This is a genomic window from Arthrobacter sp. TmtSoilC77, assembly GCF_059739415.1.
Genome location: NZ_AP046050.1, coordinates 2,050,058 through 2,064,613 on the forward strand (window position 1 = coordinate 2,050,058; position 14,556 = coordinate 2,064,613).

Here is a 14,556-nt window from a genome sequence, read left to right on the forward strand (position 1 = left end):
GAAAAAGGAAACAGCGAAGCCCAATGCAGACCGTCCTCCACGCAGCGGCAATGGTTCCACTAAGCATCCCGAGCCCATCGTGGTCCGGTTTCGACATTCCGCTGCCGTGGGGGACGCTGCGTATCCACGCGTACGCCCTCTGCATCCTGGCGGGAATCATCATCGGCCTGTGGCTGACGTCTTCCCGATGGAAGCGACGGGGAGCCCCGGAGGGCAGCCTGTGGGATATCGCTATTTGGGCGATTCCCTTCGGCATTATCGGTGGCCGCCTGTACCACGTGTTTTCGTCGCCGGATGCGTACTTCGGTCCTGGGTTCGACGGCACAGGTGACCTCTCCCTGATTCCGCAGATACAGCGGGGCGGCCTCGGTATTTGGGGTGCCGTGCTGCTTGGTGCCGTGGGCGCCTGGATCGGTTGCCGTCGGGCGGGCGTCAAGCTCACCGCGTTCCTGGATGCCGCAGCCCCCGGGTTGCTGCTTGCCCAAGCGATCGGACGTTGGGGCAACTGGTTCAACCAGGAACTCTTCGGCGCCCCCACCACATTGCCGTGGGGACTCCAGATTGACCCCGCCAACGCAAACTTCCCAGCGGGCATGCCGGCGGACACGCTCTTCCATCCGACGTTCCTCTATGAATTCCTGTGGAACATCCTGGGCGTTGCCATACTTCTTCTGCTGGACCGGAAGTTCCACTTCCGCCGGGGACGCCTGTTCTGGCTGTACGCGATGTATTACACACTTGGCCGGGTGTGGATCGAAGCCCTCCGGATTGACGATGCCGAGCAAATCAGCCTCTTCGGAATCACCACCAGGCTGAATGTATGGACGAGTATCTTCGTCTTTGTTGCGGCGCTGGTTATCTTCGTTGTTCTCGGCAGGGGAGGCCGGCCGGAGCCGGACACCCCTTATTTGCCGGGTCGCGACCCGGAATCCACACCTGCCAAAGATGAGGCATCCGTGACGAGAGTCACCAGTCATGATGTGGACCCATCTGTCTCGGATACTGGTTCCCGTGGTAATCTCCCAGATAACCAAAGCGATCCGGGCCACGTTGACGAGCCGCAGGATGCAGCAGGGGATTCCCTTAAGGACGGCACGTCCAAGGCGGAGTCCGAATCTGCTGCGACTGCCGCAAGGAAGGCCCCCGGATCCTCGCTGGAAGCTGACGACACCAAGTAGTCGTTTCCGGCAAAGGGGCAACAGAGTCACCGCTCGTAGGGCCCAGTCCACAGCGTCGTGGCACCCCGGAAACCGGATCGCAGCATACCGATGTTCACTGGTCAAGCCGGGGCCAGTGGTCTGCGTAACTGTTAGTTGCGCTTGATTGGCTGGCCTACAATTCCAATAACTAGCGCTTTGTTGTGCCCATCACAAGGGCATGCAAGGTGGGGCCAACGTTGTCCCTTCCATACGCACGATCACGAGGAAGGACGTCTCCCATGACCCATCTTCATAACCCCGGTTGGTCCGAAAATATCGAACCGCAGGGTGCCATGTCTCCATTCAAGCGCTTTGCTGCGCTTCCGGAGGCCCGGGGTCTTTACAACCCGGACAAGGAGAAGGATGCCTGCGGCCTGGCAATTATTGCCACGCTCCGCGGGGAACCGGGATACGACATCGTGGAAGCGGCTCTGACTGCCCTCCGCAATCTCGAACACCGCGGCGCCGTGGGCGCCGATGAAGGTACGGGCGACGGTGCGGGCTTGCTGATGCAGGTTCCGGACGAGTTCTTCCGGGCCGTCACCGAATTCGAATTGCCCGCTCCCGGCCAGTACGTGGTGGGCACGGCCTTCCTTCCTGCTGAATCGCGCGAAGCAGCTACGGCCAAGGCTGGTATCGAAGCGCTGGCGGCGGACGAGGGCCTCACGGTCCTTGGCTGGCGCGAGGTTCCCGTGGTCGCAGACCTGGTGGGTGCCATGGCGCGTGCATGTATGCCGTACTTCTCGCAGCCCTTCTTTGCATCCGCTACCGGCGAGCAGCTTGAGCGCAACGAACTTGACTCCCGCGCCTGGCGGATCCGCAAGCGCGCCCAGAACAAGTACGGCGTGTACTTCCCGTCGCTGTCCTCGCGCACCATTGTGTACAAGGGCATGCTGACGACGGCACAGTTGGAGCCGTTCTACCCGGACCTGTCGGACAAGCGCTTCAAGACCAAGCTTGCCATCGTCCACTCACGCTTTTCCACGAACACCTTCCCGTCGTGGCCGCTGGCACAGCCGTTCCGCACCATCGCCCACAACGGCGAAATCAACACGGTCAAGGGCAACCGCAACTGGATGCGTGCACGCCAGTCGCAGCTGGCCAGCCCGCTGCTTGGCGACACCCCTGAAGAGCTGTACCCGATCTGCACCCCGGGTGCCTCGGACTCTGCCTCCTTCGATGAAGTAGCCGAGCTCCTTTGGCTCTCCGGCCGGCCGATCACGCACTCGATCATGATGATGATCCCTGAGGCGTGGGAGAACCACGCCACGATGGATCCTGCACGCCGCGCCTTCTACGAGTACCACTCGCTGCTCATGGAGCCGTGGGATGGTCCCGCCGCTGTCTCCTTCACTGACGGTAATCTCGTCGGCGCAACGCTGGACCGCAATGGCCTGCGCCCGGGACGCTACTGGATCACTGAAGACGGCTTGATCGTCTTTGCCTCGGAAGTGGGCGTCATCGAGGTCGAGCCTTCCAACGTGGTCAAGAAGGGTCGGGTTGCCCCGGGCAAGATGTTCCTGGTTGACACCGAAGCCGGCCGCATCATTGACGACGCCGAGGTCAAGGCCGAGGTCGCAGCAGCCAACCCGTGGGCCGAATGGCTCAAGGACAACCTGATCGACATCAACGAGCTCCCCGAGCGTGAGCACGTACGCCACACCGCTGCATCGGTGAACATCCGGCAGCGGACCTTCGGCTACACCACCGAAGAACTGAAGATTCTGCTAGGCCCGATGGCCCGTACAGGCGCCGAGCCCTTGGGCGCCATGGGTTCCGATACCCCGGTTGCCGTGCTGTCCAAGCGTCCGCGCCTGCTGTTCGACTACTTCGTGCAGTCCTTCGCCCAGGTCACCAACCCGCCGCTCGACGCCATCCGCGAAGAGCTGGTGACGTCACTGAAGTGCGCCATCGGCCCCAACGGCAACCTCTTGGATGGCAAGCAGGTTCGCCAGCCGCAGATCTCCCTGCCGTTCCCCGTGATCAACAACGATCAACTCGCCAAGATTTCGAACATCGAAAACGCCGACGGCGACCGCATCGCCATGAAGGTTCGGGGCCTTTACCGCCCGGAGGGTGGGGAAGCGGCACTGCGTGCCCGCCTCACGGAAATCTGTGAGCAGGTTTCCGGCGCGATCAACCGTGGCGTGCAGTACGTTGTGTTGTCCGACCGCGACTCGAACGCGCAATGGGCACCCATTCCATCGCTCCTGCTGGTCAGCGCTGTCCACCACCACTTGCTCCGCAGTGCCAACCGCACCAAGACGGCACTCGTGGTTGAGGCCGGCGACGTCCGCGAGACGCACCATGTTGCCGTGCTCATTGGCTATGGCGCATCGGCCGTCAACCCCTACCTCGCCATGGAATCGGTTGAACAGCTGATCTCCAACGGCGACGTCGAGGGCGTGACTCCGGAAGACGGCGTTTACAACCTCATCAAGGGCCTCGGCAAGGGTGTCCTGAAGATCATGTCCAAGATGGGCATCTCCACTGTTGCTTCCTACACCGGTGCCCAGACCTTCGAGGCACTGGGCCTGTCGCAGGAACTCGTTGACGAATTCTTCTCGGGTACGCACTCCCAACTGGGTGGCGTGGGCCTTGACGTTATTGCTGCGGAAGTTTCGGCACGTCACCAGATGGCGTACCCCGAAGGCGGCATAGAGCACCCGCACCGTCCGCTCCTGGGTGGCGGCGAGTACCAGTGGCGCCGTGACGGTGAACCGCACCTCTTCAACCCGGAGACCGTGTTCCGCCTGCAGCACGCTACCCGTGAGCGTCGCTACGACATCTTCAAGGCCTACACCAAGGGCGTTGACGATCAGTCCGAGAACCTGATGACCCTGCGTGGGTTGCTCAAGTTCAAGAGCGACGTCCGTCCGGCCGTGCCGCTGGAGGAAGTGGAGCCCGTCTCCAGCATCGTCAAGCGTTTCTCCACGGGCGCGATGAGCTACGGCTCCATCTCCAAGGAAGCCCACGAGACCCTCGCCATCGCCATGAACCGGTTGGGCGCCAAGTCCAATACCGGTGAAGGTGGCGAGGACGTTGACCGTCTGTTGGATCCGGAGCGCCGCTCTGCCATCAAGCAGATCGCTTCCGGCCGCTTCGGTGTCACCAGCCTGTACCTGACCAACGCCGACGACATCCAAATCAAGATGGCCCAGGGCGCCAAGCCCGGCGAGGGTGGCCAGTTGATGGCCCAGAAGGTCTACCCGTGGGTAGCCCGGACCCGCCACTCCACGCCCGGCGTCGGACTCATTTCCCCGCCCCCGCACCACGACATCTACTCGATCGAAGACCTCGCGCAGCTCATCTACGATGCCAAGCGCGCCAACCCTTCGGCCCGTGTACATGTGAAGCTGGTTTCGGAGGTCGGGATCGGCACGGTGGCCTCCGGCGTGACCAAGGCGAAGGCCGACGTCGTGCTTGTTTCAGGACACGACGGCGGTACCGGCGCCTCGCCGCTGAACTCGCTCAAGCACGCGGGTGTGCCGTGGGAACTCGGCCTGGCCGAGACCCAGCAGACCCTCATGCTCAACGGACTCCGCGACCGCGTTGTCGTCCAGGTCGACGGCCAGCTCAAGACCGGCCGTGACGTGGTCATTGCCGCCCTCCTGGGTGGCGAAGAGTTCGGTTTCGCAACGGCTCCGCTGGTTGTCTCGGGCTGCATCATGATGCGCGTCTGCCACTTGGACACCTGCCCCGTTGGTGTTGCTACCCAGAACCCGGAACTGCGTTCGCGGTTCAACGGCAAGCCGGAATTCGTGGTCAACTTCTTCGAGTTCCTCGCAGAAGAAGTCCGCGAAATCCTGGCCGAGCTTGGCTTCCGCAGCCTCGAAGAGGCGATCGGCCACGCCGAGGTACTGGACACCCGCGAAGCGATCGACCACTGGAAGGCCGAAGGCCTGGACCTGGACCCGATCCTGCACGGTCTTGAGTTTGACGACGACGTGCCGCTGCGCAACATGACCACCCAGAACCACGAGCTGGACAAGCACTTCGACCAGCGGCTCATCACCATGGCCGCCGAAGCGCTCAGCGACCGCATGCCCGTCAAGATCACCCTGGACGTCATCAACACGGACCGTTCCGTGGGCACGATGCTCGGCCATGTAGTGACCAAGACGTTCGGTACCGACGTGCTGGCGACGGACACGATCGACATCACGCTCAACGGCACGGCCGGCCAGTCACTTGGCGCCTTCCTGCCTGCCGGCATCACGCTGCGCATGTACGGTGACTCCAACGACTACGTTGGCAAGGGCCTCTCCGGTGGACGCATCATCGTCCGCCCGGACCGCACCAACGTGTTCCAGGCAGAGCGAAACGTCATTGCCGGCAACGTCATCGGCTACGGCGCAACGAGCGGCGAGATGTTCCTGCGTGGCCAGGTCGGTGAACGCTTCCTGGTGCGTAACTCCGGTGCAACCGCCGTCGTCGAAGGTATTGGCGATCACGGATGCGAGTACATGACCGGTGGCCAAACACTGATCATTGGCCGTACCGGACGCAACTTCGGTGCAGGCATGTCCGGTGGTACCGCTTACGTGCTGGACCTGCAGCATGAGCGCGTCAACAAGGATGCGCTGGACTCCGGCGAACTTCAGCTCCTGGAGCTGGACGCCGAGGACCGCGACATCGTCCATGGCCTGCTCACCAAGCACGCCGAGGAAACCGAATCCGTCCTGGCCGGCCGTCTGCTCGAGAACTTCGACGACACCGCCGCCCGCATCACCAAAGTACTGCCGCGCGACTACGCCGCAGTCCTGCAAACCCGTCTCGACGCCATCGAAGAGGGCCTTGACCCCGACGGCGAAGAAGTATGGTCTCGAATCCTGGAGGTAACCGGTGGCTGATCCACGCGGATTTCTGAAAGTCCGGCAGCGCGAAACGCAGCCACGCCGTCCCGTTCCGGTCCGCATCATGGACTGGAAGGAAGTGTACGAAGCACAGGAAAAGGGCGTCCTGAAGAGCCAGGCCGGCCGCTGCATGGACTGTGGCGTGCCGTTCTGCCACCAGGGCTGCCCGCTGGGCAACCTCATTCCTGAGTGGAACGACCTCGTGTGGCGGGACAAGGGTGAGGAAGCGATTGAACGCCTCCACGCCACGAACAACTTCCCGGAGTTCACCGGCCGTCTGTGCCCGGCACCCTGCGAAGCGTCCTGCGTGCTCGGTATCAACCAGCCTGCCGTGACCATCAAGCAGGTTGAGGTTTCCATCATTGATGAAGCCTTCGACAACGACTGGGTCCACCCCCTTCCGCCGACGCGCCTCACGGGCAAGACGGTCGCCGTGGTGGGTTCCGGTCCTGCAGGTTTGGCAGTTGCCCAGCAGCTGACGCGTGTTGGCCACACTGTTGCTGTGTACGAGCGTGACGACAAGATCGGCGGCTTGCTCCGCTACGGCATCCCCGACTTCAAAATGGAGAAGGAACAGGTTGACCGCCGCCTGGAGCAGATGAAAGCCGAAGGCACCCGCTTCCGCACCGGCGTCGCAGTCGGTACGGACGTGACCTGGGAACAACTGCGCCGCCGTTACGACGCCGTTGTGATCGCCACCGGTGCAACGGTTCCGCGGGACCTGCCCATTCCGGGCCGTGACCTTGAAGGTGTCCACTTCGCCATGGACTACCTGGTTCCATCCAACCGCGTGGTGGCGGGGGAGAGCCCGGAGAATCACATCGACGCCCGTGGCAAGCATGTGGTCATCCTTGGTGGTGGCGACACCGGCGCGGACTGCATCGGTACAGCGCACCGTCACCAGGCGGCTTCAGTTACGACGCTCGCGATCGGCAAGCAGCCGCCTCTTGAGCGTGCCGGGCACCAGCCGTGGCCGACGTTCCCCACACTCTTCGAGGTCGCCAGCGCCCACGAAGAAGGTGGCGAGCGTACCTACCTGGCCTCCACCGTGGAGTTTGTTGGCGAGAATGGCAAGCTCACCGGGGTCAAGGTTGCCGAGACGGAGTTCGTGGATGGCAAGCGCCTCCCGAAGGCGGGGACCGAGCGGATCATTCCCGCTGACCTCGTCTTCCTGAGCCTCGGCTTCACCGGTGCTGAGCCGTCCGGTATCACCGAGCAAGTCAGTGCAGAATTCGACGGTCGGGGCAACGTAGCCCGCGACGGCTACTACATGACGAACACCGAGGGTGTGTTTGTTGCCGGTGACGCCGGACGTGGCCAGTCCCTGATTGTGTGGGCTATTGCCGAAGGCCGTGCATGCGCGGCGGCAGTGGACAAGTTCCTCATGGGAAGCACAATCCTTCCGGCACCGGTCGCCCCCACTGACCGGGCAATCGCGGTCTTATAACGCCGGTAGGAATGATCTTTAACTCAATCAGCAGCACACTACTTAGGGTAGGTATATGAGACGCGCGAAAATTGTGGCAACTTTCGGCCCGGCAATCTCCAGCTACGACAACACTCTCGCAGTGCTGGAAGCCGGCGTTGACGTTGCCCGCATGAACATGAGCCACGGCGACTACTCCGTGCACGACAACACCTACGAGAATGTCCGCAAGGCTGCGGCGCAACTGCACAAGCCCGTGGCTATCATGGCTGACCTCCAGGGTCCCAAGATCCGCCTTGGCCGCTTTGTCGACGGCCCGCACGAGCTCGCCGTTGGCGACACGTTCACCATCACCACTGAAGACGTCCCCGGCACCAAGGACATCTGCTCCACCACGCTGAAGAGCCTCACCGAAGACGTCAACGTGGGCGACGCCCTGCTGATCGACGACGGCAAGGTTGCCCTTCGCGCCATCGAGGTTGACGACGTCAAGGTCGTCGCCACCGTTACGGTCGGTGGCAAGGTGTCCAACAACAAGGGCATCAACCTGCCCGGTGTTGCCGTCAACGTCCCCGCACTGAGCGAAAAGGACGAGGACGACCTCCGTTGGGCCCTCAAGCGTGGCGTGGACCTGGTTGCCTTGTCCTTCGTCCGGGATGCCTCCGACATCAAGCGCGTCCACGAAATCATGGACGAAGAAGGCCGCCGCGTTCCGGTGATCGCCAAAATCGAAAAGCCCCAGGCCGTGGACCAGCTCCACGAAATCATCGATGCGTTCGACGCCATCATGGTTGCCCGTGGCGACCTCGGCGTTGAGCTCCCGCTCGAAGAGGTGCCGATCGTCCAGAAGCGCGCCATTGAACTGGCACGCCGCTGGGCCAAGCCCGTCATCGTGGCAACGCAGGTCCTGGAATCCATGATCGACAACCCGCGTCCGACGCGTGCCGAGGCTTCTGACTGCGCCAACGCAGTTCTCGACGGCGCCGATGCAGTCATGCTGTCCGGCGAAACCTCAGTGGGGCAGTACCCCATCGAAACCGTCAAGGTCATGGCCCGGATCATCGAGTCCACCGAAGAACACGGCCTCGAGCGCGTCCCCCCGCTGGGCACCAAGCCCAAGACCCGTGGTGGCGCCATCACCCGTGCCGCCGTCGAAATCGCCGACCAGCTGGACGCAAAGTACATCTGTACCTTCACCCAGTCCGGTGACTCGGCACGCCGTTTGTCGCGTCTGCGTCCGGTCAAGCCGGTCTTCGCGTTCACGCCTGTTGAGCACGTGTGGAACCAGCTTGCCCTCACCTGGGGCATCCAGCCGGTGCTGGTTCCCTCCGTTGGCCACACCGACGAAATGACCGCACAGGTTGACCGCAGCCTCCTGGACATGAAGATCGTCGATGAAGGCGACCTCGTTGTCATCGCTGCCGGTTCCCCTCCCGGACAGGCCGGTTCCACGAACTCGCTGAAGGTCCACAAGGTGGGCGACCTCGCCGACACTTCCAAGGTTGACGCGTCGCGCAAGGAACCTGTGGGTCCGTGGCCCGAAAAGAAGAGCAAGACCAGGGCGTAGTCCCCTCGGTTTGAAAGCGGGCCCCGCCGTTTGGCGGGGCCCGCTTTGTTTTGTCTTGTTTCGTCTCTTAAGCAGGCACGACGGCGGCCGGTCACCTTTCGCGTAGGTGACCGGCCGCCGTCGTTTGCTGCTTGGTGCTAGTTGACCTGGTTGATGATCGTTTCAGCAACCTCACGCATGCTCAGGCGACGGTCCATGGACGTCTTCTGAATCCAGCGGAAGGCCTCCGGCTCGGTGAGGCCCATCTTCGTAGTCAGGAGGCTCTTGGCGCGCTCTACGAGCTTGCGTGTGGCGAACTGCTCCTGGAGGTCGGACACCTCGTTTTCGAGGGCCTTGATCTCCTCGTGGCGGGAAAGCGCGATCTCAATGGCCGGGATGAGGTCAGCCGGCGTAAACGGCTTCACGACGTAGGCCATGGCACCGGCGTCGCGGGCACGCTCCACGAGTTCCTTCTGGCTGAAAGCAGTCAACAGGACTACGGGGGCGATGCGGGCCTTGACGATCTTTTCTGCCGCCGAGATGCCATCCATCACGGGCATCTTCACATCCATGAGGACAAGGTCCGGCTTCAGCTCTTCGGCCAGCTGCACGGCCTTCTCGCCGTTGTCTGCCTCGCCGACGACGTCGTACCCTTCGCCCTTCAGGATCTCGATAATGTCCAAGCGGATGAGGGTCTCATCCTCGGCTACGACGACGCGTCGGGCCGGCTGGGCTGCGGGTGTGGACTCCGTCTGTTCGGTCACGGGATCTCCTTGAAAAGGTTCGGCGGGTTCATGTCCATCTTAGTGTGGACCGCTGCGGCACATGATTTTGTTGCACTCGCGTGCCCGGTTCTTTGATTTAGCCTATCTGCATGTAGAGTAGTTTCGCGTGCTGGGAAAGGATCGCGTTGCTCACAGGAATGAGGGCAGTCAGCGAGAGTTAACTTCCCGGTAATCCGCGCCCGAGTGGCGGAATTGGCAGACGCGCCGCACTCAAAATGCGGTATCGAAAGGTGTGTGGGTTCGAGTCCCACCTCGGGCACGATGTTGTCGCAGGTCAGGGGCCTATATGGCCCCTGACTGTTGACAAAAGCCCTAAAAGTGTGTACAGCGGCGTAGCGTTTTATGCATGGCCAGCATCTCTAAACGACCCAAAAAGGACGGTTCTCAGTCCTTTATGGTCCGCTGGCGTGACCCCAAGACTGGCAAAGCCCAGGGTCTTACTGTGGCCACTGAATCCGAAGCAGAAACGCTCAAGCGTCTGCTCGATGCCAACGGCCAGAACTTTGAAATCGCGCAGCACGCGATCCTCACAAACCAGAAGCGCGTGCCGACCGTTAGTGAGGTTATTCAGGAACATATAGACCTCCTGATTCGGCCGTCTAGCGGCACAGTGAAGACGTATCAAACCATGCTCGATCTGCATGTGAAGAAAGTCGTCGGCCACGTCCCGGTGGATAAGCTCGACTACCGACTGATTGCCTACTGGGTGAAGTCGATGCTGGCCAAGGGGCGATCGCCCAAGACGATCAAGAATGTCCACGGCCTGATCTCCGCGTCGATGAACACCGCGGAGATGCTGGGGTACATCACGCGCAATCCCTGCCGCGGCGTTCAGTTGCCGAGCATCGAGAAAGCCGAGGACGAAATGATGTTCCTCACCCACGCCGAGTTCGGCCTAATCATGGACGGCATGGGGGAGCGGTACCGCGACTTCACCAATTTCCTGGTCATGACAGGGACGCGTTTCGGGGAGGCGACGGCGCTCACCGTCGCGGACATTGACTTGCTGGGTAAGCCAGCAACCGCCCGTATCAACAAGGCGTGGAAGCGGGATGGGCGGAACCAGTTCTACATTGGGCCGACGAAGACCGGCGCCGGCAAGAGGACCATCGGGTTGAACCCTGCGCTGGTTGACCTCTTGATTCCCTTGGTGGCGGGACGGCCGAGCAGCGAACTGCTTTTCACAACACCCAAGGGTGAGCGGATAGTGCACAAGCTGTTCTGGCACCACTACTGGGTGCCGGCAGTAAAGGCTGCCCAGGATCGCGGGTTGCGTAAGAATCCACGTATTCACGATCTAAGGCACACTCACGCCTCGTGGCTGATTCAGGACGGTGTCCCTATCTTCACGATCTCGCGTCGCTTGGGGCATGCATCGACCAGGACTACCGAGGGCGTTTATGGGCATCTTATGCCGGAAGCCTTGCAGGCCGGAGCGGATGCGACGGAGCGGTCGGTGTCCGCGTTCATGCGATGACACATCAAGTGCGTCGTAGCGCTACCCTAGGACGCCATTCGGGTGCGGGCCCTAGTCCCAATGAGACGACTGTTGGTGTTGCTTCTCTCGCGGGGGTTGGAAGCCGACCGAGCGCCGGGCAAAATCTCACTGAGCCTTGCTATCTCCGTGATGTGCTCAGACGTGAAGACGATCTTGCCTTTGCCCCAACAGGCGTGTGGGAAGCGCCCGGCGGCAGCCCCGTCACGCAGCCAACCTTCGCTGCAGCGCATGAGTGCTGCAGCTTCAGCAGGTTCGAAGAATTCCAAGTCCATGTCAGCCCGCTCGTGTTCGTTGTTCTCGGCAGTTCATTCGCATTTCTGCGCCAAGGAACATGATGGAAGTTAACATGGGCGTTCCCAATTCTGATCTGAGCTAGTGCCACCAGAGCAAATGCAAAGAACGACGCCACTTCCAACGCCCGGCTATGTGTGTCTGTAATGGGAACATTTCTCCGAGCAGAGTGTACTTGACTAGGCCACGATGTTCATGGCTGAAGAGAGGAATCAAGATTTGGCCGAGCATCGTGGGAAGGCAGCATTCCCACCTCCCAGCAGACAGCGCCCGCGCCGCAGCGGACACCGCTCGGGTGCCCGGCGCGGGCGTGGCCTCAACGGCTTCTAGACGAGGCGTTCCACGTATCCAACGCATCCTGTTCGGCGCTGCGACCGGTCAGCGCGAAGTCCCCCCAGTCCGTGACAGCCCGGCGGGGGGGGTCGGCACTGACTCGCAGGTAGGTTTCGCCGCATTCTGGACCTATTCCATAACGCAAGTCAAGCGAGGATCATGGGTGATATTCCCGAATTCCGCGGGGCTGAGGAGGGGCGATGGCCGGCACTCTGGATACGGGTTCGGGCTCTCCGTTCGGTGAGCAGCTCCCGTCCGTGCCGCGAAATCGAAGGCATTCAGGCCGAGTCGACGAGCAGGCGAAATCTGGTGACTCGTATCAGACCGTTTTGCCGCTGGTCCCGGCCCCAGTGGAGCGCCGTACGGCAGGGGCTTCGACGAGCGCCGGGCCCCCCCAAGTACGCGCCAATGGCGGGGCCTCAGTCAGCCGCGCCGCCGCGATCGACGTTCAGATAGAGCCGGGTGATCCTCTCCTGTCCTTCCTGGCGACCGCTCTCGGTCCTGTCGACATCGCGGATCTTCCGCCATCTTCCCCTGCAGTCGTGCATCTTCGGGACCAAGAGACCCAGATCGTGCTCCCGCTCGTAGCCTCCGGCGAGCTTGTTGGTGTGCTCGCGCTCGGCCCGCGCCGCTCGGAGCGCAGCTACACGCGCAACGACCGGAAGCTACTTGACAGCCTGGGCCGGTACGCCGCCCCCGCTCTCAGGCTTACGCAGCTTATTCGGCGTCAGGAGATCGAAGCTCGGGCGCGGGAGCGAATGGATCAGGAACTGCATGTCGCGCAGCTCATCCAGCAACAATTCCTCCCGGGCGACGTGCCCAACCTGCCCGGGTGGCACGTTGCGACTTTCTACCAACCCGCACGGACAGTGGGTGGAGACTTCTATGACCTAGTCTTGCTATCCGACGGACGGATCATGGTCGTCGCGGGCGACGTCACAGACAAGGGTGTGCCAGCCGCGCTGGTTATGGCGTCGACGCACGCGCTCCTACGGTCGACGGCCGGCGTCTGTTCCTCCCCGGGCGAAGTGCTCGCGCGTGTCAACGAGCTGCTTATCCCTCAGATCCCGCTGAACATGTTTGTCACTTGCCTCGTACTCGTGATCGACCCCGACACCGGTGCAACCCAGTTCGCGAATGCCGGGCACAACCTGCCCTACGTTCGGCGGGGCGGCAGCGTCGTTCAGCTGAGAGCGCGCGGCATGCCTCTTGGGCTCATGGCGGGGAGCAAGTACGACGAAATCCAGACCGTTATAGAGCCCGGCGACCTGGTTCTCCTCTACAGCGATGGCATCACCGAGCAACACAACAACGCCGGCGAGATGTTCGGATTCAGCAGGACGCAGAAGCTCGTCGCCGCCGCCTCTTCAGGCGACGATCTCGTGGCTACTGCTGTGGCAGGCCTTCGCGATTTCGCCGGAGACCTCGAGCAGGAAGACGACATTACTCTCGTCGCGCTCCATCGCGGACACGCAGGCGGTTCTCGGGACACGGTTTCGTTCAGCGTTCCGAGCGTAGCGGGCAATGAGCGCGATGTGATGGACCGCGTGGCAACGGTCGTCCGCCACCTTCTCCCGCACGAACGTCTCGAGGCTCTCAAGACCGCGGTCTCCGAAACAGCCATGAACGCCATTGAGCACGGTAACCGATCCCGTCCCGAAGTGGACGTCGACGTCGTAGTGCGCCGCTCTCCAGAAGTCGTGACGGTCGAGATCACGGACTACGGGCGGGGACGCCGCCTCGATTCCGACTTCCCCGAGCCCGACCTCGAGCTCAAGCTCGCGGGCCTTCAGGCGCCGCGCGGATGGGGACTCTTCCTCGTCAAGAACCTAGTCGACCGCGTCGAGGAATCCTCGAACGGAGATCGCCACGTCGTTCGCCTCGTCATGCACGCGGACGAGCCCGACTCGAGAACGGGGGAGCCTTGAGCCTCGACTGCCAGCTCGCAAAGCGAGGCGACGTCATACGGATCCACCTTTCCGGTCGCATCGACCGCGAGGCCGGAGACGGCCTCGACGTCGCGTACGAGGATGCCTCGACATCACGCCCGACTGCTATCGAGCTCGACTTCACCAACGTCGGTTACATCAACTCGACGGGCATCGCGCTCATCGTGGCGGTGCTCGTGCGCGCACGTGCCGAGCACAGCACAATCCGCGCTCTTGGCCTGTCAGCGCACTACAAGCATATCTTCGACATCACGCGTCTGAGCGACTTCATCGAGATAGAGCAGCCCATCACGCAATAGCCGACGGAGGTTTAGCATGTCCACCCCCATCGCGACCATGACGGTCGCAACCGCGGCGCCAGGTGCCTCGGTCATCAGCATTACGGGCGACGTCACCGGAGCGTGCGAGCAGACGCTCATGGCCGCACATGAGCAGGCGACGGATGCCGGCGCCGCCCTCATTGTGCTCGACTTCTCCGGCATGGATTACATGAACAGCGGCGGAATAGGCATGCTCGTCACGCTTCTGGTGCGCGGGCAGCGGCGGCGGCAGCGCATCGTCGCCGCCGGCCTGTCGGAGCACTACCGGCAGATCTTCGAGCTCACGAGGCTCGATGAGGCCATCGCCCTCTATGATGACGTCGCGACAGCAGCCGCGACGGAGTGAGCGGAGA

At 62.3% G+C, this 14,556-nt stretch carries 9 protein-coding genes and 1 tRNA gene; 9 read left to right on the top strand and 1 reads right to left on the bottom strand.

Annotated features, from left to right (window positions below):
* Nucleotides 1-23: 23 nt before the first annotated feature.
* The 4 genes from lgt to pyk all read left to right on the top strand — a co-directional run bounded on the left by lgt (nt 24) and on the right by pyk (nt 9,048).
* The gene (gene lgt, locus AC6I99_RS09465) at nt 24-1,178 is read left to right on the top strand and encodes a prolipoprotein diacylglyceryl transferase (protein WP_497960852.1); all 1,155 of its coding nucleotides are present in this window, start codon (nt 24-26) and stop codon (nt 1,176-1,178) included.
* Between the two features lie 260 nt (nt 1,179-1,438).
* Entirely contained in the window at nt 1,439-6,052 is a 4,614-nt protein-coding gene (gene gltB / locus AC6I99_RS09470) for a glutamate synthase large subunit (protein ID WP_224167133.1), read from the top strand.
* Nucleotides 6,045-7,502 carry a glutamate synthase subunit beta gene (locus AC6I99_RS09475; protein WP_224089680.1) on the top strand — a complete coding sequence of 486 codons (1,458 nt, stop codon included), beginning with the start codon at nt 6,045-6,047 and terminating at the stop codon, nt 7,500-7,502. Before gltB ends, AC6I99_RS09475 begins: the two co-directional genes overlap by 8 nt.
* A 55-nt stretch (nt 7,503-7,557) precedes the next feature.
* Complete coding sequence (pyk, locus tag AC6I99_RS09480) at nt 7,558-9,048, top strand: pyruvate kinase (RefSeq protein ID WP_309931740.1); 1,491 nt, start codon at nt 7,558-7,560, stop codon at nt 9,046-9,048.
* A 137-nt stretch (nt 9,049-9,185) separates the two neighbouring features.
* Here pyk and AC6I99_RS09485 read toward each other — a convergent pair whose 3' ends face one another.
* Nucleotides 9,186-9,791, bottom strand: coding sequence for an ANTAR domain-containing response regulator (locus AC6I99_RS09485; RefSeq protein WP_216923235.1), 606 nt, complete (start codon nt 9,789-9,791; stop codon nt 9,186-9,188).
* Nucleotides 9,792-9,989: 198 nt separating this feature from the next.
* Between AC6I99_RS09485 and AC6I99_RS09490 the strand changes: the two genes are divergently transcribed.
* From AC6I99_RS09490 to AC6I99_RS09510, 5 genes are all read left to right on the top strand, one after another.
* Nucleotides 9,990-10,071: transfer RNA gene (locus AC6I99_RS09490), tRNA-Leu, on the top strand.
* An 87-nt stretch (nt 10,072-10,158) separates the two neighbouring features.
* Nucleotides 10,159-11,289 carry a tyrosine-type recombinase/integrase gene (locus tag AC6I99_RS09495; RefSeq protein WP_497960853.1) on the top strand — a complete coding sequence of 377 codons (1,131 nt, stop codon included), beginning with the start codon at nt 10,159-10,161 and terminating at the stop codon, nt 11,287-11,289.
* Between the two features lie 845 nt (nt 11,290-12,134).
* A complete protein-coding gene (locus tag AC6I99_RS09500) occupies nt 12,135-13,862 on the top strand; it encodes an ATP-binding SpoIIE family protein phosphatase (protein ID WP_497960854.1) in 1,728 nt (575 codons plus the stop codon).
* Nucleotides 13,859-14,182, top strand: a complete 324-nt coding sequence (locus AC6I99_RS09505) for an STAS domain-containing protein (RefSeq protein ID WP_497960855.1) — start codon at nt 13,859-13,861, stop codon at nt 14,180-14,182. The genes AC6I99_RS09500 and AC6I99_RS09505 overlap by 4 nt, the downstream gene beginning before the upstream one ends.
* 16 nt (nt 14,183-14,198) lie before the next feature.
* Nucleotides 14,199-14,549, top strand: coding sequence for an STAS domain-containing protein (locus tag AC6I99_RS09510; RefSeq protein ID WP_497960856.1), 351 nt, complete (start codon nt 14,199-14,201; stop codon nt 14,547-14,549).
* Nucleotides 14,550-14,556 lie beyond the last annotated feature (7 nt).

Bases quoted from the DNA above. Each gene is read 5' to 3' on its own strand.
- AC6I99_RS09510 (WP_497960856.1), top strand. From the start codon at position 14,199: ATGTCCACCCCCATCGCGACCATGACGGTCGCAACCGCGGCGCCAGGT.
- lgt (WP_497960852.1), top strand. From the start codon at position 24: ATGCAGACCGTCCTCCACGCAGCGGCAATGGTTCCACTAAGCATCCCG.
- AC6I99_RS09500 (WP_497960854.1), top strand. From the start codon at position 12,135: ATGGCCGGCACTCTGGATACGGGTTCGGGCTCTCCGTTCGGTGAGCAG.
- gltB (WP_224167133.1), top strand. From the start codon at position 1,439: ATGACCCATCTTCATAACCCCGGTTGGTCCGAAAATATCGAACCGCAG.
- pyk (WP_309931740.1), top strand. From the start codon at position 7,558: ATGAGACGCGCGAAAATTGTGGCAACTTTCGGCCCGGCAATCTCCAGC.
- AC6I99_RS09495 (WP_497960853.1), top strand. From the start codon at position 10,159: ATGGCCAGCATCTCTAAACGACCCAAAAAGGACGGTTCTCAGTCCTTT.